30 protein-coding genes are annotated in these 19,049 nt (G+C 68.8%); 28 read left to right on the top strand and 2 right to left on the bottom strand.

Annotated elements, in window-relative coordinates; genetic code table 11:
• Nucleotides 1-33 precede the first annotated feature (33 nt).
• The 27 genes from fusA to HUT06_RS38935 all read left to right on the top strand — a co-directional run bounded on the left by fusA (nucleotide 34) and on the right by HUT06_RS38935 (nucleotide 16,779).
• On the top strand, nucleotides 34-2,145 hold the full coding sequence (fusA, locus tag HUT06_RS39065) for an elongation factor G (protein WP_176200301.1): 2,112 nt from the start codon (nucleotides 34-36) through the stop codon (nucleotides 2,143-2,145).
• Between the two features lie 82 nt (nucleotides 2,146-2,227).
• Nucleotides 2,228-3,421 carry an elongation factor Tu gene (tuf, locus tag HUT06_RS39060; RefSeq protein WP_176200300.1) on the top strand — a complete coding sequence of 398 codons (1,194 nt, stop codon included), beginning with the start codon at nucleotides 2,228-2,230 and terminating at the stop codon, nucleotides 3,419-3,421.
• Between the two features lie 108 nt (nucleotides 3,422-3,529).
• On the top strand, nucleotides 3,530-3,838 hold the full coding sequence (gene rpsJ, locus HUT06_RS39055; protein WP_018657599.1) for a 30S ribosomal protein S10: 309 nt from the start codon (nucleotides 3,530-3,532) through the stop codon (nucleotides 3,836-3,838).
• A gap of 13 nt (nucleotides 3,839-3,851) precedes the next feature.
• Nucleotides 3,852-4,502 (top strand): 50S ribosomal protein L3, encoded by a 651-nt coding sequence (gene rplC, locus HUT06_RS39050; protein WP_176200299.1) that lies wholly within the window; start codon nucleotides 3,852-3,854, stop codon nucleotides 4,500-4,502.
• A complete protein-coding gene (gene rplD / locus HUT06_RS39045; protein WP_176200298.1) occupies nucleotides 4,499-5,101 on the top strand; it encodes a 50S ribosomal protein L4 in 603 nt (200 codons plus the stop codon). The genes rplC and rplD overlap by 4 nt, the downstream gene beginning before the upstream one ends.
• A 12-nt stretch (nucleotides 5,102-5,113) precedes the next feature.
• Nucleotides 5,114-5,413, top strand: a complete 300-nt coding sequence (rplW, locus tag HUT06_RS39040) for a 50S ribosomal protein L23 (RefSeq protein WP_089324464.1) — start codon at nucleotides 5,114-5,116, stop codon at nucleotides 5,411-5,413.
• Nucleotides 5,414-5,455: 42 nt separating this feature from the next.
• Nucleotides 5,456-6,289 carry a 50S ribosomal protein L2 gene (gene rplB, locus HUT06_RS39035; protein ID WP_176200297.1) on the top strand — a complete coding sequence of 278 codons (834 nt, stop codon included), beginning with the start codon at nucleotides 5,456-5,458 and terminating at the stop codon, nucleotides 6,287-6,289.
• Between the two features lie 12 nt (nucleotides 6,290-6,301).
• Nucleotides 6,302-6,583 (top strand): 30S ribosomal protein S19, encoded by a 282-nt coding sequence (gene rpsS, locus HUT06_RS39030; protein WP_021597487.1) that lies wholly within the window; start codon nucleotides 6,302-6,304, stop codon nucleotides 6,581-6,583.
• A gap of 36 nt (nucleotides 6,584-6,619) precedes the next feature.
• On the top strand, nucleotides 6,620-7,003 hold the full coding sequence (rplV, locus tag HUT06_RS39025; RefSeq protein ID WP_138636308.1) for a 50S ribosomal protein L22: 384 nt from the start codon (nucleotides 6,620-6,622) through the stop codon (nucleotides 7,001-7,003).
• A complete protein-coding gene (rpsC, locus tag HUT06_RS39020) occupies nucleotides 7,003-7,869 on the top strand; it encodes a 30S ribosomal protein S3 (protein WP_176200296.1) in 867 nt (288 codons plus the stop codon). The genes rplV and rpsC overlap by 1 nt, the downstream gene beginning before the upstream one ends.
• A gap of 7 nt (nucleotides 7,870-7,876) precedes the next feature.
• The gene (gene rplP / locus HUT06_RS39015; protein WP_176200295.1) at nucleotides 7,877-8,296 is read left to right on the top strand and encodes a 50S ribosomal protein L16; all 420 of its coding nucleotides are present in this window, start codon (nucleotides 7,877-7,879) and stop codon (nucleotides 8,294-8,296) included.
• Complete coding sequence (gene rpmC, locus HUT06_RS39010; protein ID WP_089324460.1) at nucleotides 8,296-8,541, top strand: 50S ribosomal protein L29; 246 nt, start codon at nucleotides 8,296-8,298, stop codon at nucleotides 8,539-8,541. The genes rplP and rpmC overlap by 1 nt, the downstream gene beginning before the upstream one ends.
• A complete protein-coding gene (gene rpsQ / locus HUT06_RS39005) occupies nucleotides 8,538-8,810 on the top strand; it encodes a 30S ribosomal protein S17 (protein WP_138636306.1) in 273 nt (90 codons plus the stop codon). Before rpmC ends, rpsQ begins: the two co-directional genes overlap by 4 nt.
• A 98-nt stretch (nucleotides 8,811-8,908) precedes the next feature.
• Entirely contained in the window at nucleotides 8,909-9,277 is a 369-nt protein-coding gene (rplN, locus tag HUT06_RS39000; protein WP_067629407.1) for a 50S ribosomal protein L14, read from the top strand.
• Nucleotides 9,277-9,585: a 50S ribosomal protein L24 gene (gene rplX, locus HUT06_RS38995; protein WP_176200294.1), complete on the top strand. Its 309-nt coding sequence runs from the start codon at nucleotides 9,277-9,279 to the stop codon at nucleotides 9,583-9,585. The genes rplN and rplX overlap by 1 nt, the downstream gene beginning before the upstream one ends.
• Nucleotides 9,586-9,590: 5 nt before the next feature.
• A complete protein-coding gene (gene rplE, locus HUT06_RS38990) occupies nucleotides 9,591-10,166 on the top strand; it encodes a 50S ribosomal protein L5 (protein ID WP_176200293.1) in 576 nt (191 codons plus the stop codon).
• Between the two features lie 53 nt (nucleotides 10,167-10,219).
• Nucleotides 10,220-10,405 (top strand): type Z 30S ribosomal protein S14, encoded by a 186-nt coding sequence (locus tag HUT06_RS38985; RefSeq protein ID WP_138636303.1) that lies wholly within the window; start codon nucleotides 10,220-10,222, stop codon nucleotides 10,403-10,405.
• Between the two features lie 145 nt (nucleotides 10,406-10,550).
• The gene (gene rpsH, locus HUT06_RS38980) at nucleotides 10,551-10,949 is read left to right on the top strand and encodes a 30S ribosomal protein S8 (RefSeq protein WP_176200292.1); all 399 of its coding nucleotides are present in this window, start codon (nucleotides 10,551-10,553) and stop codon (nucleotides 10,947-10,949) included.
• Nucleotides 10,950-10,965: 16 nt separating this feature from the next.
• Nucleotides 10,966-11,502, top strand: a complete 537-nt coding sequence (gene rplF, locus HUT06_RS38975) for a 50S ribosomal protein L6 (protein ID WP_176200291.1) — start codon at nucleotides 10,966-10,968, stop codon at nucleotides 11,500-11,502.
• Nucleotides 11,503-11,504: 2 nt separating this feature from the next.
• A complete protein-coding gene (rplR, locus tag HUT06_RS38970; protein ID WP_138636300.1) occupies nucleotides 11,505-11,891 on the top strand; it encodes a 50S ribosomal protein L18 in 387 nt (128 codons plus the stop codon).
• A 46-nt stretch (nucleotides 11,892-11,937) separates the two neighbouring features.
• Nucleotides 11,938-12,561 (top strand): 30S ribosomal protein S5, encoded by a 624-nt coding sequence (gene rpsE / locus HUT06_RS38965; RefSeq protein ID WP_157438004.1) that lies wholly within the window; start codon nucleotides 11,938-11,940, stop codon nucleotides 12,559-12,561.
• Entirely contained in the window at nucleotides 12,558-12,740 is a 183-nt protein-coding gene (gene rpmD, locus HUT06_RS38960; protein WP_176200290.1) for a 50S ribosomal protein L30, read from the top strand. Before rpsE ends, rpmD begins: the two co-directional genes overlap by 4 nt.
• A 1-nt stretch (nucleotide 12,741) precedes the next feature.
• Nucleotides 12,742-13,218 carry a 50S ribosomal protein L15 gene (gene rplO / locus HUT06_RS38955; RefSeq protein ID WP_138636299.1) on the top strand — a complete coding sequence of 159 codons (477 nt, stop codon included), beginning with the start codon at nucleotides 12,742-12,744 and terminating at the stop codon, nucleotides 13,216-13,218.
• Between the two features lie 227 nt (nucleotides 13,219-13,445).
• Nucleotides 13,446-14,741, top strand: a complete 1,296-nt coding sequence (secY, locus tag HUT06_RS38950; protein ID WP_176201900.1) for a preprotein translocase subunit SecY — start codon at nucleotides 13,446-13,448, stop codon at nucleotides 14,739-14,741.
• Nucleotides 14,741-15,391, top strand: a complete 651-nt coding sequence (locus HUT06_RS38945) for an adenylate kinase (RefSeq protein ID WP_176200289.1) — start codon at nucleotides 14,741-14,743, stop codon at nucleotides 15,389-15,391. The genes secY and HUT06_RS38945 overlap by 1 nt, the downstream gene beginning before the upstream one ends.
• Nucleotides 15,392-15,477: 86 nt before the next feature.
• Nucleotides 15,478-16,317, top strand: coding sequence for a type I methionyl aminopeptidase (gene map / locus HUT06_RS38940; protein WP_176200288.1), 840 nt, complete (start codon nucleotides 15,478-15,480; stop codon nucleotides 16,315-16,317).
• Between the two features lie 15 nt (nucleotides 16,318-16,332).
• Nucleotides 16,333-16,779 (top strand): DUF1707 domain-containing protein, encoded by a 447-nt coding sequence (locus HUT06_RS38935; RefSeq protein ID WP_176200287.1) that lies wholly within the window; start codon nucleotides 16,333-16,335, stop codon nucleotides 16,777-16,779.
• A gap of 63 nt (nucleotides 16,780-16,842) precedes the next feature.
• Here HUT06_RS38935 and HUT06_RS38930 read toward each other — a convergent pair whose 3' ends face one another.
• Nucleotides 16,843-17,658, bottom strand: a complete 816-nt coding sequence (locus tag HUT06_RS38930; RefSeq protein WP_176200286.1) for a phosphodiesterase — start codon at nucleotides 17,656-17,658, stop codon at nucleotides 16,843-16,845.
• A gap of 199 nt (nucleotides 17,659-17,857) precedes the next feature.
• Between HUT06_RS38930 and HUT06_RS38925 the strand changes: the two genes are divergently transcribed.
• Entirely contained in the window at nucleotides 17,858-18,469 is a 612-nt protein-coding gene (locus tag HUT06_RS38925) for a GNAT family N-acetyltransferase (protein WP_176200285.1), read from the top strand.
• Here HUT06_RS38925 and HUT06_RS38920 read toward each other — a convergent pair.
• Nucleotides 18,466-19,023, bottom strand: a complete 558-nt coding sequence (locus HUT06_RS38920; protein ID WP_176200284.1) for a hypothetical protein — start codon at nucleotides 19,021-19,023, stop codon at nucleotides 18,466-18,468. The genes HUT06_RS38925 and HUT06_RS38920 overlap by 4 nt on opposite strands.
• Nucleotides 19,024-19,049 lie beyond the last annotated feature (26 nt).

Below are 19,049 nucleotides of genomic sequence, written 5' to 3'. Positions count from 1 at the left end.
GAACTGCAACGACGAGACGACGCGAGGACGACAGTGGCTACCAAAACCGGTGTAGACCTGGCCAAGGTCCGCAACATCGGGATCATGGCCCATATCGACGCGGGCAAGACCACGACGACCGAGCGCATCCTGTTCTACACCGGGATGAGCTACAAGATCGGCGAAGTCCACGACGGTGCGGCCACCATGGACTGGATGGAGCAGGAGCAGGAGCGGGGGATCACCATCACCTCCGCCGCGACCACCTGCCACTGGTCCGTGGACGAAGCCGATCACACGATCAACATCATCGACACCCCCGGGCACGTCGACTTCACCGTCGAGGTGGAGCGCAACCTGCGGGTGCTCGACGGTGCGGTCGCGGTGTTCGACGGTGTCGCCGGTGTGGAGCCCCAGTCCGAGACCGTGTGGCGCCAGGCCGACCGGTACGGCGTGCCCCGCATGTGCTTCGTCAACAAGCTCGACCGGGTCGGCGCGGAGTTCCACCGCTGCGTCGACATGATCGAGAGCCGCCTCAACGCGACGCCGCTGCCGCTGCAGCTGCCGATCGGCGCCGAGGCCGACTTCAAGGGCGTCGTCGACCTCGTCCAGATGAAGGCCCTCGTGTGGAACGAGGAGGCCAAGCTCGGCGAGATGTACGACACGGTCGAGATCCCCGACACCCACGCCGAGACGGCGCGCGAGTGGCGCGACAAGCTGATCGAGACCCTCGCCGAGAACGACGACGAGATCATGGAGCTGTACCTGGAGGGCGAGGAGCCCACGGTCGAGCAGCTCTACGCCGGCATCCGCCGCGCGACGATCGCCGCGAAGCTCACCCCGGTGCTGTGCGGCACCGCCTTCAAGAACAAGGGCGTGCAGCCGCTGCTGGACGCGATCGTCCGCTACCTGCCCTCCCCGCTCGACGTCGAGGCCATCGAGGGCCACGCCGTCCGCGACGAGGAGAAGGTGCTCAAGCGGCTGCCGAGCGAGGAGGAGCCCTTCTCCGCCCTGGCGTTCAAGATCGCCAGCGACCCGCACCTGGGCAAGCTGACGTTCGTGCGCATCTACTCCGGTGTGCTGGAGTCCGGCACCGCCGTGATGAACTCCGTCAAGGAGCGCAAGGAGCGCATCGGCAAGATCTACCGGATGCACGCCAACAAGCGCACCGAGATCGAGCGCGCCGGCGCGGGCGACATCGTCGCGGTGATGGGCCTCAAGCAGACCACCACCGGTGAGACGCTGTCCGACGACAAGGACCCCATCGTCCTGGAGTCGATGAACTTCCCGGCGCCGGTGATCCACGTCGCGATCGAGCCGAAGACCAAGGCCGACCAGCAGAAGCTGGGCACCGCGATCCAGCGGCTGGCCGAGGAGGACCCGTCCTTCCAGGTCCGCACCGAGGAGGACACCGGCCAGACCGTCATCTCCGGCATGGGCGAGCTCCACCTGGAGATCCTCGTCGACCGGATGAAGCGCGAGTTCAAGGTCGAGGCCAACGTCGGCAAGCCGCAGGTCGCCTACCGCGAGACGATCACCCGCAAGGTCGAGAAGGTCGAGTACACCCACAAGAAGCAGACGGGTGGCTCCGGCCAGTTCGGCCGCGTGATCATCGACCTGGAGCCGCTCGGCGGCGGGTCCGACGGCTACGAGTTCGAGAACAAGGTCACCGGTGGCCGCATCCCCCGGGAGTACATCCCGTCGGTGGACGCGGGCTGCCAGGAGGCCGCCGACTTCGGTGTCCTGGCCGGCTACCCGATGGTGGGGGTCAAGGTCACCCTGCGGGACGGCGCCTACCACGAGGTCGACTCCTCGGAGATGGCGTTCAAGGTCGCCGGTTCCATGGCGTTCAAGGAGGCCGCCCGCAAGGCGTCCCCCACGCTGCTGGAGCCGATGATGGCGGTCGAGGTCACCACGCCCGAGGACAACATGGGCGATGTGATCGGCGACCTCAACAGCCGCCGCGGTCAGGTCCAGTCCATGGACGAGCGGCACGGCATGCGCGTCATCAAGGCGCTCGTGCCCCTGTCGGAGATGTTCGGCTACGTGGGTGATCTGCGCAGCAAGACCCAGGGCCGGGCTGTTTTCACCATGCAGTTCGACTCCTACGCCGAGGTTCCCACGAATGTGGCGCAGGAGATCATCGCCAAGGCGCGGGGCGAATAGCACCCGGGCCTGCCCACAGATCACCAGGACGTACATCGAAGCGGTCGTCTAGACGGCCGAGGATCGCAACAAGGAGCAACCAGTGGCGAAGGCCAAGTTCGAGCGGACGAAGCCGCACGTGAACATCGGCACCATTGGACACATCGACCACGGTAAGACCACGCTTACCGCGGCGATCACCAAGGTGCTCCACGACAAGTACCCGGACCTCAACCCCTTCACGCCGTTCGAGGACATCGACAAGGCGCCGGAGGAGCGCGAGCGCGGCATCACGATCTCGATCGCGCACGTCGAGTACCAGACCGAGGCCCGGCACTACGCGCACGTCGACTGCCCGGGGCACGCGGACTACATCAAGAACATGATCACCGGTGCGGCGCAGATGGACGGCGCCATCCTGGTGGTCGCCGCCACCGACGGCCCGATGCCGCAGACCAAGGAGCACGTGCTCCTGGCCCGCCAGGTCGGCGTCCCCTACATCGTCGTCGCGCTGAACAAGTGCGACATGGTGGACGACGAGGAGATCCTGGAGCTCGTCGAGCTCGAGGTCCGCGAGCTGCTCTCCGAGTACGAGTTCCCGGGCGACGACGTCCCGGTCGTCCGCGTCTCCGCCTACCAGGCGCTGCAGGGCGACGAGAAGTGGGGCGAGTCCATCGTCGAGCTGATGACCGCCGTCGACGAGAACGTGCCCGAGCCGGTGCGCGACACCGAGAAGCCGTTCCTGATGCCGATCGAGGACGTCTTCTCGATCACCGGCCGCGGCACCGTCGTGACCGGCCGCATCGAGCGCGGTGTCGTCAACGTCAACGAGACCGTCGACATCATCGGCATCAAGCCCGAGTCCACCTCGACCACCGTCACCGGTGTCGAGATGTTCCGCAAGCTGCTCGACCAGGGCCAGGCGGGCGACAACGTCGGCCTGCTCCTGCGCGGCATCAAGCGCGAGGACGTCGAGCGCGGCCAGTGCGTCATCAAGCCGGGCACCAACACCCCGCACACCGAGTTCGAGGCGCAGGTCTACATCCTGTCCAAGGACGAGGGCGGCCGCCACACGCCGTTCTTCAACAACTACCGTCCGCAGTTCTACTTCCGGACCACGGACGTCACCGGCGTGGTGAACCTCCCCGAGGGCACCGAGATGGTCATGCCGGGCGACAACACCGAGATGCGCGTCGAGCTGATCCAGCCCGTCGCCATGGAGGAGGGCCTGAAGTTCGCCATCCGCGAGGGTGGCCGGACGGTGGGCGCCGGTCGCGTCACCAAGGTCATCAAGTAACACCCCTCGTCACGCGGCGGCCCGGCCGCTGGGACTCCCCACGCCGGGCCGCCGCGTCACGACCATGAAGTAAACAGCGGCACTACAGCAAAGGACACCGAGGCCACCATGGCGGGACAGAAGATCCGCATCCGGCTCAAGGCCTACGACCACGAGGTCATCGACACCTCCGCGAAGAAGATCGTTGAGACGGTGACGCGGACGGGCGCCAAGGTCGCGGGCCCGGTGCCGCTGCCGACCGAGAAGAACGTGTACTGCGTCATCCGCTCGCCGCACAAGTACAAGGACAGCCGCGAGCACTTCGAGATGCGCACGCACAAGCGGTTGATCGACATCATCGACCCGACGCCCAAGACGGTCGACTCGCTGATGCGGCTCGACCTTCCGGCCGGCGTTGACATCGAGATCAAGCTCTAAGGGACGCACCGAGATGAGTACGCAGAGGAAGGGCGTCCTGGGCGAGAAGCTCGGCATGACCCAGGTCTTCGACGATGAGGGCCGGATGGTTCCGGTGACCGTCGTCCAGGCCGGGCCGTGTGTCGTCACCCAGCTCAAGAACCAGGAGAAGGACGGCTACACCGCCGTCCAGATCGGGTTCGGGCAGATCGACCCGCGCAAGGTGAACAAGCCGCGCTCGGGTCACTTCGAGAAGGCCGGCGTCACGCCGCGCCGCTACCTCGTCGAACTGCGGGCCGACGACACCACCGAGTACGAACTCGGCCAGGAGATCACCGCCGACGTCTTCGAGGCCGGCCAGAAGATCGACGTGACCGGCACGAGCAAGGGCAAGGGCACCGCCGGTGTCATGAAGCGCCACGGCTTTAAGGGCCTGAGCGCCTCGCACGGCACCCAGCGCAAGCACCGCTCGCCGGGTTCGATCGGCGGCTGCGCGACCCCGGGTCGCGTCTTCAAGGGCCTCCGCATGGCGGGACGGCACGGCAACGCCCGTACCACCGTGCAGAACCTGACCGTCCACGCCATCGACGCGGAGAAGAACCTGCTGCTCATCAAGGGCGCGGTTCCCGGTCCCAACGGCGGCGTGGTGCTGGTCCGCGACGCAGTGAAGGGGACGGGCAAGTGACCTCCAAGCTCGACATCGACCTGCCCGGCGAGGTCTTCGACGCGAAGACCAGCGTGCCGCTGATCCACCAGGTCGTGGTGGCGCAGCTGGCCGCGGCGCGCCAGGGCACGCACGCCACCAAGACCCGCGGCGACGTCCGCGGCGGTGGCAAGAAGCCGTACCGGCAGAAGGGCACCGGCCGCGCCCGCCAGGGCTCGACCCGCGCGCCCCAGTTCGCCGGCGGCGGCATCGTGCACGGCCCGCAGCCGCGGGACTACTCGCAGAAGACGCCCAAGAAGATGAAGGCCGCCGCGCTGCGCGGCGCCCTGTCCGACCGCGCCCGGTTCGGCCGGGTGCACGTCGTGGACGGGCTCATCGAGGGCGACACCCCGAAGACGAAGACGGCGCTGAAGGCCCTGCGCGAGGTCACCGAGGCCAAGCGCGTCCTCCTGGTCCTGGACCGCGAGGACGAGCTGACCTGGAAGAGCCTGCGCAACGAGCCGAGCGTGCACGTGCTCGTCTCCGACCAGCTCAACACCTACGACGTGCTGGTGAACGACGACGTCGTCTTCACGAAGGCGGCGTACGACGAGTTCATCTCGCGCGCGGCGAAGAAGTAAGGAGGGTCGCACATGAACAAGATCGCTGACCCCCGCGACGTCATCATCGCGCCGGTCGTCTCGGAGAAGAGCTACGGGCTGCTGGACGAGAACAAGTACACGTTCGTCGTCCGCCCGGACGCCAACAAGACGCAGATCAAGCAGGCCGTCGAGGCGGTGTTCGGCGTCAAGGTGACGAACGTGAACACGCTCAACCGCCCGGGCAAGCGCAAGCGGACCCGGTTCGGCTACGGCAAGCGCAAGGACACCAAGCGCGCCATCGTCAGCCTGGCTGAGGGCGAGCGGATCGACATCTTCGGCGGCCCGGCCTAACCAGGCCGAGGTCCCGAAGCAGACAAGGGATGAACGAAAAAGATGGGCATCCGTAACTACAAGCCGACGACTCCGGGGCGTCGCGGCTCCAGCGTGGCCGACTTCGTCGAGATCACACGCGACGAGCCGGAGAAGTCGCTGCTGCGTCCGCTCCCCAAGAAGGGCGGCCGCAACAACCACGGCCGCATCACGACCCGGCACCAGGGCGGCGGGCACAAGCGCGCCTACCGCCTGATCGACTTCCGCCGGCACGACAAGGACGGCGTGCCGGCCAAGGTCGCGCACATCGAGTACGACCCGAACCGCACCGCGCGGATCGCGCTGCTGCACTACGTGGACGGCGAGAAGCGCTACATCCTCGCCCCCCGCGGCCTCAAGCAGGGCGACCGGGTGGAGAACGGGCCGGGCGCGGACATCAAGCCGGGCAACTGCCTGCCGCTGCGCAACATCCCGACCGGTACGGTCGTGCACGCCATCGAGCTCCGCCCCGGCGGCGGCGCCAAGATCGCCCGCAGCGCGGGCGCCGGCGTCCAGCTGCTGGCCAAGGAGGGCAAGTACGCCACGCTGCGCATGCCCTCCGGCGAGATGCGGATGGTGGACGTGCGCTGCCGCGCCACGGTCGGCGAGGTCGGCAACGCCGAGCAGTCGAACATCAACTGGGGCAAGGCCGGCCGCATGCGGTGGAAGGGCAAGCGCCCGACCGTCCGCGGTGTCGCCATGAACCCGATCGACCACCCGCACGGCGGTGGTGAGGGCAAGACCTCCGGTGGCCGCCACCCGGTGAACCCCGGCGGCAAGAAGGAAGGCCGCACTCGCCAGGCGAACAAGTCGAGCGACCGGCTGATCGTCCGTCGTCGCAGCAAGAAGAAGCGGTAGGAGTCGCTCGTCATGCCACGTAGCCTTAAGAAGGGCCCGTTCGTGGACGACCACCTGATCAAGAAGGTGGACGCCCAGAACGAGAAGGGCACCAAGAACGTCATCAAGACGTGGTCGCGGCGCTCCATGATCGTGCCGGACATGATCGGTCACACGATCGCCGTGCACGACGGCCGCAAGCACGTCCCGGTGTTCATCACCGACTCGATGGTGGGGCACAAGCTCGGCGAGTTCGCGCCGACGCGCACGTTCCGCAGCCACGTCAAGGAAGACCGCCGCAGCCGCCGAGGCTGAGCAGGCAGAGCAGAGATCGTACGGAGAGGAACAGCGATGGAAGCCAGGGCCCAGGCGCGGTACATCCGCGTCACGCCCAGGAAGGCCCGCCGCGTGGTGGACCTCATCCGCGGCCTGCCTGCCGCGGAGGCTCAGGCGGTGCTGCGGTTCGCCCCCCAGGCTGCGAGTGAGCCGGTGGGCAAGGTGCTGGCGAGTGCCATCGCCAACGCCGAGCACAACTTCAAGCTCGACTCGGACACGCTCGTCGTGAGCCGTGCGTGGGTGGACGAGGGGCCGACGCTCAAGCGTTTCCGCCCCCGTGCCCAGGGCCGGGCTTACCGCATCAACAAGCGCACGAGCCACATCACCGTGGTCGTGGAATCGCGGGACGACGCGGTGTCCGCGTCGGGCGGCGGTAAGAAGACGAGGAGGGCCCGGTAGTGGGTCAGAAGATCAACCCGCACGGGTTCCGGCTCGGCATCACCACCGACCACAAGTCCGTGTGGTTCGCCGACAAGCTCTACAAGGACTACGTCAAGGAAGACGTCCAGATCCGGCGCATGCTGCAGAAGGGCATGGACCGGGCGGGCATCTCCAAGGTGGAGATCGAGCGGACCCGTGACCGCGTCGAGGTCAACATCCACACCGCCCGGCCGGGCATCGTCATCGGCCGCCGCGGCGCGGAGGCCGAGCGCCTCCGGGGCGACCTGGAGAAGCTGACCGGCAAGCAGGTCCGGCTGAACATCCTCGAGGTGAAGAACCCCGAGATCGACGCGCAGCTCGTCGCGCAGGGCGTGGCCGAGCAGCTGTCCAGCCGGGTCGCGTTCCGCCGCGCGATGCGCAAGGCGATCCAGTCCGCGATGAAGTCCGGCGCCAAGGGCATCAAGGTGCAGTGCGGCGGCCGCCTCGGCGGCGCCGAGATGTCGCGGTCGGAGTTCTACCGCGAGGGCCAGGTCCCGCTGCACACGCTGCGCGCCGACATCGACTACGGCTTCTACGAGGCCCGGACGACGTTCGGCCGCATCGGCGTCAAGGTGTGGATCTACAAGGGCGAGGCCGCGCAGACGCGCGCCGAGCGCGAGCAGCAGGCCGCGCAGCAGCGCGCCGCCGGCGGCGGTGGCGGCCGTGAGCGCCGCGGTGAGCGCCGCGGTGGCGGCGGCCGCGGTGGCCGTGGCGGCCGCGGTGGCGAGCGCGGCGGCGCCGGTGGCGAGCGCGGTGGCGCCCGCGGCGGCGAGCAGAAGCAGCAGCAGGTTTCCGAGCAGCCGGCCCCGGCGGCCGAGGCTGCTCCGCAGGGTGAGGGGAGCTGAGTAACCGATGCTGATCCCTCGCAAGGTCAAGCACCGCAAGCAGCACCACCCGAAGCGCCGTGGCATGGCCAAGGGCGGCACGAGGGTGACGTTCGGCGAGTACGGCATCCAGGCCGTCGAGCCCGCGTACGTGACGAACCGGCAGATCGAGGCCGCTCGTATCGCCATGACCCGTCACATCAAGCGCGGCGGCAAGGTCTGGATCAACATCTTCCCGGACCGTCCGCTGACCAAGAAGCCCGCCGAGACCCGCATGGGCTCCGGCAAGGGCTCCGTGGAGTGGTGGGTGGCCAACGTGAAGCCGGGCCGCGTGCTCTTCGAGATCTCCTACCCGAACGAGCAGGTGGCTCGGGAGGCCCTCACCCGCGCGATCCACAAGCTTCCCATGAAGTGCAAGATCGTTAAGCGAGAGGTGGGTGAGTCCTGATGGCCAAGGGTCTTACCGCCGACGACCTGCGGACCGAGCCCGAGGACGTCCTGGTCACCAAGCTCAAGGAGGCCAAGGAGGAGCTGTTCAACCTCCGCTTCCAGGCCGCGACCGGCCAGCTTGAGAGCCACGGGCGGCTGCGCACCGTCAAGCGCGAGATCGCCCGCATCTACACCGTGATGCGGGAGCGCGAGCTCGGCATCGTCACGGTCGCCGAGGACGACGCCGCGGAGGGCAACGAATGACCGAGCAGCAGACGGAGCAGCGGACCACCCGCAAGGTGCTTGAGGGCCTCGTGGTCAGCGACAAGATGGACAAGACCGTGGTCGTGTCCGTCGAGGACCGCGTGACCCACCGCCGGTACCACAAGGTGATCCGCCGCACGAAGAACTACAAGGCTCACGACGAGGGCAACGAGTGCGGCGTGGGCGACCGCGTCCGTCTCATGGAGACCCGTCCGCTGTCGGCCACCAAGCGGTGGCGCGTGGTGGAGATCCTCGAGAAGGCCAAGTAGGCCCGCGGGGCGCGAGTCCCGCACTTGTACATGACTGGTTCCACCAGGCTGGCCGGACGAGATCCGGTGCAGAACCGGTGTGACGAACAGGAGTTGACGTGATCCAGCAGGAGTCGCGACTCAAGGTCGCCGACAACACGGGTGCGAAGGAGATCCTTTGCATCCGGGTTCTCGGCGGCTCGGGTCGGCGCTACGCGGGAGTCGGCGACATCATCGTCGCGACGGTGAAGGACGCCCTTCCCGGCGCGGGCGTGAAGAAGGGTGACGTCGTCAAGGCGGTCGTCGTGCGCACCCGCAAGGAGCGCCGGCGCCCGGACGGCTCCTACATCCGCTTCGACGAGAACGCCGCCGTCCTGATCCGGGACGGCGGCGACCCCCGCGGCACCCGTATCTTCGGCCCGGTGGGCCGCGAACTGCGCGAGAAGAAGTTCATGCGCATCATCTCGCTCGCGCCGGAGGTGCTCTGATGAAGATCCGCAAGGGCGACGAGGTCATCGTCCTCGCCGGCAAGGACAAGGGCGCGACGGGCAAGGTCCTGCGCGTCGACCCGCGCGCCGAGCGCGTCGTCGTCGAGGGCGTCAACCTCATCACCAAGAACATCAAGGCCGACCAGCAGCGTGCCGGCAAGGAGAGCGGCCGCGTCACGGTGGAGGCGCCGCTGCACGCCAGCAACGTCGCCATCGTCGAGGACGGCAAGCCGGTACGGGTCGGTTACCGCATCAACGACGACGGCACGAAGGTTCGGATCTCGCGCCGTAGCGGTAAGGAGATCTGAGACCGATGACCGAGACCGTCACCGAGCGTCCCGTGCCGACGCCGAGGCTCAAGGTCCGCTACCGCGAGGAGATCGCGGGGCAGATGCGCGAGCAGTTCGGCTACGCCAACGTCATGCAGATCCCCACGCTGACCAAGATCGTGGTCAACATGGGCGTCGGCGACGCGGCCAAGGACGCCAAGCTGATCGAGGGCGCGATCCGCGACCTGTCGCTGATCACCGGCCAGAAGCCGGCGGTCAACCGGGCCCGCAAGTCCATCGCGCAGTTCAAGCTGCGCGAGGGCATGCCGATCGGCGCGCACGCCACGCTGCGCGGCGACCGCATGTGGGAGTTCCTGGACCGGCTGCTCGCCACCGCGCTGCCCCGCATCCGCGACTTCCGCGGCCTGTCGCCGAAGCAGTTCGACGGCAACGGCAACTACACCTTCGGGCTGACCGAGCAGGTCATGTTCCACGAGGTTGACCCGGACAAGGTCGACCGGCAGCGGGGCATGGACATCACGGTCGTGACCAGCGCGAAGACCGACGACGAGGGCCGGGCGCTGCTCAAGCTCCTGGGCTTCCCCTTCAAGGAAGCCTGAGCTTCCACGGCAGCCGGTCATCCGGCTGAGGATCGCAACAAGGAGAGCTGAGCATGGCGAAGAAGTCGCTGATCGCCAAGGCGGCGCGGAAGCCGAAGTTCGAGGTGCGCGCGTACACTCGTTGCTCGCGCTGCGGGCGTCCGCGCTCCGTCTACCGGAAGTTCGGCCTCTGCCGGGTGTGCTTCCGGGAGATGGCCCACCGCGGCGAGCTGCCCGGCATCACGAAGTCCAGCTGGTGACCGCCTCCCCCGGGGCGCAGGCCCCGGGGGCGGACACCGGCCTGTAATGACCAACCGGGCGCCCGAGAGGGCGTCCACGACCGCGCCAAAGGTCCACGGGCCGCATCAACCCGAGGAAACCGTGGCGAGGGAGGGCCTGTAGGCCATGACGATGACCGACCCGATCGCAGACATGCTGACGCGTCTGCGCAACGCGAATTCGGCGTACCACGACTCAGTGGCGATGCCGTACTCGAAGATCAAGGCGCACATCGCCGAGATCCTCCAGCAGGAGGGCTACATCTCGGGCTGGAACGTGCAGGACGCCAAGGTGGGCAAGGAGCTCCTGATCGAGCTCAAGTTCGGCCCGACCCGGGAGCGTTCGATCGCCGGCATCAAGCGCGTCTCGAAGCCGGGTCTGCGCGTGTACGCGAAGAAGGACAACCTGCCGAGGGTCCTGGGCGGACTGGGCGTCGCGATCATCTCGACGTCCTCCGGCCTGATGACCGACCGTCAGGCGGGCAAGCGCGGCGTGGGCGGGGAAGTCCTCGCCTACGTCTGGTGAGGGGAGGTACCGAACAATGTCTCGTATTGGACGTCTTCCCATCACCGTGCCCAGCGGTGTCGAGGTGAGCCTCGACGGCCGGGAGGTCACCGTCAAGGGGCCGAAGGGCACGCTGTCGCACACCGTCGCCGAGCCCATCGAGGTCAGCCAGGAGGACGGCACGATCGTCGTCACCCGGCCGAACGATGTGAACAAGGTGCGCGGGCTGCACGGGCTCACGCGGACGCTGATCAACAACATGGTCGTCGGGGTGACCGACGGCTACAAGAAGACCCTGGTCATCCAGGGCGTCGGCTACCGGGTGGTGGCCAAGGGGCAGAACGTCGAGTTCTCCCTCGGCTACAGCCACCCGATCCCGTTCGAGGCCCCGGACGGCATCAAGTTCACGGTCGAGCGGCCGACGCAGCTGACCGTCGAGGGCATCGACAAGCAGCTTGTCGGCGAGATCGCCGCCCGCATCCGCAAGCTGCGCAAGCCCGACCCGTACAAGGGCAAGGGCGTGCGCTACGAAGGTGAGCAGATCCGCCGCAAGGTCGGAAAGGCTGGTAAGTAGTCATGGCAGGCACCAAGACCCTGGCCGCGAAGGCCACGTCGGCGCGGGCCAAGTCCCGCAAGCGCCGGCACCTGCGGGTCCGGAAGAAGGTCGTGGGCAGCGCCGCGCGGCCTCGCCTGGTCGTGACCCGCTCCAGCCGGCACGTGTTCGTCCAGGTCATCGACGACGACAAGGGCCACACGCTGGCCAGCGCGTCGACGATGGAGGCCGACCTGCGCGCCGACTCCGGCGACAAGACGGCCAAGTCCCGCAAGGTCGGCGAGCTCGTCGCCCGCCGGGCCCAGGACGCCGGCGTCCACTCGGTCGTGTTCGACCGCGGTGGGCACAAGTACCACGGCCGCATCGCCGCTGTAGCGGACGGTGCGCGCGAGGGGGGCCTGGAGCTCTGATGACCGTCCTCCAGCCCCCACCCACCACCTTTATCGGAAGGAACCACTGATGGCAGCGCAGAGGCGTGGCGGCGGTCAGGGTGGCGACCGTCGCGACCGCCGCGACGACCGCCGCGGTGGCGCCGACAAGGGCCAGTCGTACATCGAGAAGGTCGTGGCGATCAACCGTGTCGCCAAGGTCGTCAAGGGCGGGCGTCGCTTCAGCTTCACCGCCCTGGTGATCGTCGGTGACGGCAACGGCACCGTCGGCGTCGGCTACGGCAAGGCCAAGGAGGTGCCCGCGGCGATCGCCAAGGGCGTCGAAGAGGCCAAGAAGCACTTCTTCAAGGTGCCGCGGATCCAGGGCACCATCCCGCACCTGGTGCAGGCGCGGGACGCGGCGGGCGAGGTCCTGCTGCGTCCGGCCAGCCCCGGTACCGGCGTCATCGCCGGTGGTCCGGTGCGCGCCGTCCTGGAGGCCGCCGGCATCCACGACGTGCTGAGCAAGTCGCTGGGCAGCGACAACGCCATCAACATCGTGCACGCCACGATCGCGGGGCTGAAGGCGCTGAAGCGTCCGGAGGAGATCGCGGCCAAGCGCGGCCTGCCGATCGAGGACGTCGCCCCGGCGGCCATGCTGCGCGCCCGCGCGGCGGGCAGCGAGCCCAGGGCGGAGGCCGCGTCGTCATGACGAACCTGAAGATCACGCAGACCAAGTCCGTGATCAGCGAGAAGCAGAACCAGCGTGACACGCTGCGCACCCTCGGCCTGAAGAAGATCGGGCAGAGCGTGGTCCGCGAGGACCGCCCCGAGGTGCTCGGCATGATCCGGACGGTGGCGCACCTGGTCGCCGTCGAGGAGGTCGACTGACATGGCGGCTGATCTCGGTAAGGACACCTCCGAGGGAACCCCGCTCAAGGTCCACGACCTGCGTCCGGCCCCCGGCGCCAACAAGGCCAAGACCCGCAAGGGCCGCGGCGAGGCGTCCAAGGGCAAGACCGCGGGCCGCGGCACCAAGGGCACCAAGGCCCGCAGCACCGTCCCCGTCGGGTTCGAGGGCGGCCAGATGCCGCTCATCCGCCGGGTGCCGAAGCTGAAGGGCTTCAAGAACCCGAACCGGGTCGAGTTCCAGGTCGTGAACCTGGACAAGCTCGCCGCGCTCTACCCCGAGGGCGGCGAGGTCACGGCGGAGGACCTGGCGGCCAAGGGCGCGGTGCGCGGCGGCCGTCCGGTCAAGGTCCTCGGCACCGGCGAGATCTCCGTCGCGGTCCAGGTGAAGGCGCACGCCTTCTCCGGCACCGCCAAGGAGAAGATCGCCGCCGCCGGTGGGTCCACCGACGAGCTGTAAGAAGGACGACATCCGATGCCGGGGCCGTGCTCGCCGAGCGCCCGGGGCCGTGAAGGCTCTGGGAAAGGCGAGGCGGCCCCGGTGTCATCTGCTGTTAGAGTCCTACGGGCGAAGGCGACTCGCGTGAGATTGCGCACTTACGCGTCTCCTCGGGTATCCTCCGCCCGTTCTCATGCTGTAGCCGGCCCCTCGGTGGCCGTGAACCCGCCAGTCGCGCAGGAGGAATGGTGCTGACCGCGTTCGCTCGGGCTTTCCGTACGCCTGACCTGCGTAAAAAACTTCTGTTCACGTTGTTCATGATCTTGGTGTTCCGGATCGGTTCGATCCTGCCGACGCCGAACGTGAACGTGAAGGTGCTGAAGGACACCGCGGACGCGGCCAAGGAGAGCAACCAGCTCTACGGTCTCGTCGACCTGTTCAGCGGCGGCGCGCTGCTGAAGCTGTCGATCTTCGCGCTGGGCATCATGCCGTACATCACGGCGAGCATCATCCTGCAGCTGCTGGTGGTGGTGATTCCGCGGCTGGAGGCCCTCAAGAAGGAGGGCCAGGCCGGCACGACGAAGATCACACAGTACACCCGCTACCTGACGGTGGGGCTGGCGATCCTGCAGGCCACCGGCATCGTGGCGATGGCGAGCACCGGGCAGCTGTTCCAGGGCGTGTCCGGCAGTGGCGACATCCTCTACGAGACCGGCGTCTTCCCGATCATCACGATGGTGATCTGCATGGTGGCGGGCACCACGGTCATCATGTGGCTGGGCGAGCTGATGACCGACCGCGGCGTCGGCAACGGCATGTCCGTCCTGATCTTCACCCAGGTCGTGGCCGTCTTCCCCGGCCAGTTCTGGGGCATCTACAAGGCCAAGAACGGCTTCGTCTTCGCGATCGTGATCCTGGTCGGCCTCGCCATCATGGCGGGCGTCGTGTTCGTCGAGCAGGCGCAGCGGCGGATCCCCGTCCAGTACGCCAAGCGCATGGTGGGCCGGCGCATGTACGGCGGGACGTCGACCTACATCCCGCTGAAGGTGAACCAGGCCGGCATCATCCCGATCATCTTCGCGTCCTCGCTGCTGTACCTGCCGATCCTGGCGACGCAGCTGTGGCCCAACACCAAGTGGCTGCAGAAGGTCCAGCCCTACCTGCAGCAGGACAACGCCTGGCACATGGGCTTCTACTTCGTCTTGATCATCTTCTTCACCTACTTCTACGTGGCGATTACGTTCAACCCCACTGAAGTGGCCGACAACATGAAGAAGTATGGTGGATTCATCCCAGGTATCCGTCCTGGTCGGCCGACCGCCGAATACCTCGACTTCGTGCTGACCCGGATCACCGCGCCGGGTGCGCTGTACCTGGGGCTCGTGTCCCTGATCCCCATGGTGGCGTTCGCACTCCTGAACGCGACCCAGGACTTCCCCTTCGGTGGCGCGAGCATCCTCATCGTCGTCGGCGTCGGACTGGATACCGTGAAGCAGATCGAGAGTCAGCTGCAGCAGCGCAACTACGAGGGCTTCCTCCGGTAGTGCGTATCGTGCTGGTGGGCCCCCCGGGAGCGGGCAAGGGGACGCAGGCCCAGTTCATCGCATCTCATCTGTCGGTCCCGAAGATCTCGACAGGTGACATCTTCCGCGCCAACGTCAGCGGCGGGACCGAACTCGGCCTGCAGGCCAAGCAGTACATGGACCGCGGCGACCTCGTCCCCGACGAGGTCACGATCGCGATGGTGCGCGACCGGCTGGGCGAGGAGGACGCCCGCGACGGGTTCCTGCTGGACGGGTTCCCGCGCAACGTCCCGCAGGCGGAGACGCTCAAGAAGATCCTCGCCGAGTGGGACGCGCGCCTCGACATCGTGCTGGAGCTCGTCGTCGACGAGGACGAGGTCGTCCGGCGGCTGTCGGGCCGGCGCACCTGCGACCGGTGCGGCCGGATCTGGCACGTCGACTTCGACGACAAGCAGGACGACGTCTGCGACGACTGCGGCGGCCACCTGTTCCAGCGGGACGACGACAAGGAAGAGGTCGTCATGCACCGCCTGGAGGTGTACCGGCACGACACGTCGCCGCTGGTGCAGTTCTACGCCGACGAGAACATCCTGGTCGGCATCGACGCGACGGGCCCGGTCGAAGAGGTCACGAAGCGCGCTCTGGCCGCGCTGCGCCCGCTGGAGAAGTGATGGGCGAGCCGGAGAAGTGACGGGCGGGCGCGGGGCCGCGGCTCCGCGCCCCGTCCGGCGGCGGCCGAACCGGTGCAGGGGGAATGATGTTCAGACGGCGTAGGCCCACCATCCAGATGAAGACCCCGGAGCAGGTCGAGCTGATGCGGGCGGCGGGCCTGCTCGTCGGCCGGACGCTGGAGCTGCTGCGCGGCGCGGTCAAGCCGGGGATCACCACCCTGGACCTGGACGCGCTGGCCGAGGAGCACATCCGCGACAACGGCGGCGTCCCGTCCTTCAAGGGCTACCACGGCTTCACCGGGACGATCTGCGCCTCGATCAACGAGGAGATCGTGCACGGCATCCCGCGCGCCGGCAAGACGCTGCGCGACGGCGACGTCATCTCGATCGACTGCGGCGCGATCGTCCAGGGCTGGCACGGCGACGCGGCGATCACGGTGCCCGTCGGGGAGATCACCGATGAGCTCCGGCGGCTGCTGGAGGTCACCGAGACGTCCCTGTGGCACGGTCTGGCGGCCGGAAGGGCCGGGGCCCGCCTGACGGACATGTCGCACGCGATCGAGGCTCACATTCGCTCTCAGGGCCGCTACGGCATCGTCGAGGGCTACGGCGGGCACGGCATCGGCACCGAGATGCACATGGATCCGCTGATCCCCAACCACGGCGAGGCCGGGCACGGCCCCGTGCTGGAGCCGGGCATGTGCTTCGCGGTCGAGCCGATGGTGAACCTCGGCACCAAGGAGACCCGCGAGCTGGACGACGGCTGGACGGTCGTCACCACCGACGGGCGGTACTCGGCGCACTTCGAGCACACGTTCGCGGTCACCGCGGACGGCCCGCGCGTGCTGACCGCCCTCGATGAGGGCCGCGCATGGTTCCAGAAGGTCGGTCCGGCCGCGCAGAATGGGACTGACAGCTCGTCCTGAGAAAGCGGAGGAACGATGGCGCCGAACCCTGACATCCGGGCGTCGGACGCCGACCGCGACCGGGTGGCCGCGAGCCTGCGGGAGCACTGCGCCCTCGGCCGGATCACGATGGACGAGCTCCAGGACCGGCTGGAGAGCGTCTACGCGTCCAAGACCTTCGGGGAACTGCAGGAGGTCACGGCAGACCTGCCGGAGGAGGACCTCTACCAGCTGCCCGTCCCGGCGACCCAGTCCAAGAGCACGGCCACGGCGGCCCGGTCCGGCTCCGGCGACCTCTCGCTGCGCGGCACGCGCGCGATGTGGGGCGCCTGGGCGACGGTCAGCGCGATCAACCTCACCGTCTGGCTGATCGTGCTGGTGACCACGGGCGCGGTCTACCCGTGGTGGATCTGGGTGGCGGGCCCGTGGGGCGCCGTCCTGCTGATGCGCACGATCTTCGGCGACCGCTCCGGGCGCTGCTGACGGCCGCTCCAGCGGCGGCCACTCCAGCGGCGGCCGCTCCAGCGGCGGCCGCTCGACCGGCCGCTACTCCACGTCCATCAGCGGCCGGTAGTTGCCGGTCGGGGCGAAGTGCGTGGTGGCGGTGCCGTCCGCGCCGATGAGGTGCAGCGCGAACCCGGCGGGCTCCCCGGTGACGGCGGCGCGGCCCTGCTTGGTGAGGTCGAGGAACAGCTGCCGGTAGGTGCTCGGGCAGGTGGTGCAGACCCGGCCCGCGAGCGACCCGACCGACGCCCGGTGCACGTGCCCGGAGATCACCCGCACCACCTGCGGGTGCCGGGACAGCACCGCGGCGAACCCGGCCGGGTCGACGAACCGCAGGTCGTCGATGAACCGCATCCCGATCGGGTACGGCGGATGGTGGGTGGCGACGACCGTCGGCGTGTCCGGCGCGTCCCGCAGCACCCCGTCGAGCCAGCGGAGCCGGTCCGCGCTCATGTGCCCGTGCGAGTGGCCGTCGACGGTGGTGTCGCAGCAGACCAGCCGCACGCCCGCGACGTCCACGGCGTACTGCATGGGCGCCTGCGGGGCGGTACCGGTCGCCGCCACCGCCGGATGGTCGGCGAACGCCTTCCGCATCCCGTCGCGGTCGTCGTGGTTGCCGCACATCGGGTAGACGGCCATCGGCAGCGGCGACAGCAGGGCGTGCAGCCGCGCGTACTCGGCGGGGCGCCCGGCGTCGGCGAGGTCGCCGGTGAGGACCACCGCGTCCGGCCGGGCCGGCAGCGAGAGCAGGCTCGACACGGCGGCCCGCAGAGCGCGCACGGGGCCCGAGCCGTCGTCCACCTCGCCGTCACGCCCGGCCGCCAGATGGATATCGCTCAGCTGCGCGATGATCGCCATCGATCCTCTCCCCTTGCCCTGAAGACATCGCTGGGCCCGTCTCCGCACCACCCCCGGGCCGCGCCCCCCGGACGATCTTCGCCCTCGCCCGCCCGCACTGTCGACTCCGCCCCGTAGGCAACGACATTACGGGCGTCTTCCGCCGACCGCCTCCACCCGCTACCTTGCTCGGCGATAGATCACACCGGAGGGGCGGCCCATGGCGACGCGGCAGCGGTCCGCCTTACGCGTCCGCGGCTGCTCGGGCGGCCGCCACGAGATCGTGACGCCCAGGCTGTTCTTCCGCACCGCGACATGCTCGGACGCGCGGCGCATCGCGGCCACGGCCGGCGACGCCGCGGCGCAGCGGTGGCTCGGCTGGACGCCGGGGATGCTGCTCCCCGAGGAGGAGCGCGCCGCCCTCCTCGCGGCCCCCGCGGGCCGGGGCCGCGGCCGCTTCGGGCTGCCGAGCCCCCGCCTCGGCCTCGGCATGATCGCCATCGACCCCGACCGCGGCACGCCCGCCGGCTCGTTCACCCTGACCCCGCTGTCGGGCGACAGTTGCGAGCTGGGCGGCCACCTGGCGCCCGACTACCGGGGCCGCGGCCTCGGCGCCGAGCTGTTCACCGCCGGCCTCGCCCTGGCCCACCGGCACCTCGGCTACCGCGAGGTCCGCGCGGGTGCCGAGCCGGAGAACATCGCGAGTGTCCGCTCGCTGTGGCGAGCTGGACTGGACCCGGCCCCCGGCCCCGAGACGTACCGCCTCTCCGACGGCCGCGTCATCCCGAGCCGCTGGTTCGCGAACACAGAACCGAACCCCACGCGCTGCTAGGCGACGTGAGGGATCACCAGGGACAGCGCGGTGGTGACCTCTTCGGCGGGCGGGGCCACGTCGGGGACGACGTCGCGCAGGGCGAGCCAGCCGTTGATGGCCTGGACCGTGGGCTTGGCCTCGACGAGCTGCGGGTCGTCCAGGCCGTACCAGGCGGCGACCTTGGACCAGCGCCACAGGCGGTGGCCGGCGGTCGACATCTCCGAGGGCGGGAACCCGGTGGCGCCGCGGGCGCCGGTGATCGCGTGCCGGACGGAGTCCAGCGAGCGGCCGACGCGCTCGGCGATGTCGCGGATCGTCAGCAGCGGGTCGGCCTCGACCTGGAGGACGTGCAGGCCGGGCGCGCTCTCCTCGACGTGCTCGACGACCTCCATGATCGACGCGGCGAGGGTGGCGCCGGACCAGGAGCAGGAGGCGTTGCCGGGGCGCTCGGCGTGCTGGGGCTCGCTGATGATCGAAACCGTGACCGCGCCGTGGGTGCGGTCGAACAGCGGATCCAGTTCGTCCTCGTACAGGGGACGGCTGAGGATCAGCGCGAAGTCATAGCTCGGCATGCTGATCCTCCTCTGACGTCTCTCTC

This window comes from Actinomadura sp. NAK00032, from assembly GCF_013364275.1.
Classification (GTDB): domain Bacteria; phylum Actinomycetota; class Actinomycetes; order Streptosporangiales; family Streptosporangiaceae; genus Spirillospora.
Note: the sequence above shows the minus strand (reverse complement) of the source record. Positions and strands in the feature narration are given on the sequence as shown.

Bases quoted from the DNA above. Each gene is read 5' to 3' on its own strand.
- rpsJ (WP_018657599.1), top strand. From the start codon at position 3,530: ATGGCGGGACAGAAGATCCGCATCCGGCTCAAGGCCTACGACCACGAG.
- rplC (WP_176200299.1), top strand. From the start codon at position 3,852: ATGAGTACGCAGAGGAAGGGCGTCCTGGGCGAGAAGCTCGGCATGACC.
- rplW (WP_089324464.1), top strand. From the start codon at position 5,114: ATGAACAAGATCGCTGACCCCCGCGACGTCATCATCGCGCCGGTCGTC.
- rplB (WP_176200297.1), top strand. From the start codon at position 5,456: ATGGGCATCCGTAACTACAAGCCGACGACTCCGGGGCGTCGCGGCTCC.
- rpsS (WP_021597487.1), top strand. From the start codon at position 6,302: ATGCCACGTAGCCTTAAGAAGGGCCCGTTCGTGGACGACCACCTGATC.
- rplV (WP_138636308.1), top strand. From the start codon at position 6,620: ATGGAAGCCAGGGCCCAGGCGCGGTACATCCGCGTCACGCCCAGGAAG.
- rplP (WP_176200295.1), top strand. From the start codon at position 7,877: ATGCTGATCCCTCGCAAGGTCAAGCACCGCAAGCAGCACCACCCGAAG.
- rpmC (WP_089324460.1), top strand. From the start codon at position 8,296: ATGGCCAAGGGTCTTACCGCCGACGACCTGCGGACCGAGCCCGAGGAC.
- rpsQ (WP_138636306.1), top strand. From the start codon at position 8,538: ATGACCGAGCAGCAGACGGAGCAGCGGACCACCCGCAAGGTGCTTGAG.
- rplX (WP_176200294.1), top strand. From the start codon at position 9,277: ATGAAGATCCGCAAGGGCGACGAGGTCATCGTCCTCGCCGGCAAGGAC.
- rplE (WP_176200293.1), top strand. From the start codon at position 9,591: ATGACCGAGACCGTCACCGAGCGTCCCGTGCCGACGCCGAGGCTCAAG.
- HUT06_RS38985 (WP_138636303.1), top strand. From the start codon at position 10,220: ATGGCGAAGAAGTCGCTGATCGCCAAGGCGGCGCGGAAGCCGAAGTTC.
- rpsH (WP_176200292.1), top strand. From the start codon at position 10,551: ATGACGATGACCGACCCGATCGCAGACATGCTGACGCGTCTGCGCAAC.
- rplF (WP_176200291.1), top strand. From the start codon at position 10,966: ATGTCTCGTATTGGACGTCTTCCCATCACCGTGCCCAGCGGTGTCGAG.
- rplR (WP_138636300.1), top strand. From the start codon at position 11,505: ATGGCAGGCACCAAGACCCTGGCCGCGAAGGCCACGTCGGCGCGGGCC.
- rpmD (WP_176200290.1), top strand. From the start codon at position 12,558: ATGACGAACCTGAAGATCACGCAGACCAAGTCCGTGATCAGCGAGAAG.
- rplO (WP_138636299.1), top strand. From the start codon at position 12,742: ATGGCGGCTGATCTCGGTAAGGACACCTCCGAGGGAACCCCGCTCAAG.
- map (WP_176200288.1), top strand. From the start codon at position 15,478: ATGTTCAGACGGCGTAGGCCCACCATCCAGATGAAGACCCCGGAGCAG.
- HUT06_RS38935 (WP_176200287.1), top strand. From the start codon at position 16,333: ATGGCGCCGAACCCTGACATCCGGGCGTCGGACGCCGACCGCGACCGG.
- HUT06_RS38930 (WP_176200286.1), bottom strand. From the start codon at position 17,658: ATGGCGATCATCGCGCAGCTGAGCGATATCCATCTGGCGGCCGGGCGT.
- HUT06_RS38925 (WP_176200285.1), top strand. From the start codon at position 17,858: ATGGCGACGCGGCAGCGGTCCGCCTTACGCGTCCGCGGCTGCTCGGGC.
- HUT06_RS38920 (WP_176200284.1), bottom strand. From the start codon at position 19,023: ATGCCGAGCTATGACTTCGCGCTGATCCTCAGCCGTCCCCTGTACGAG.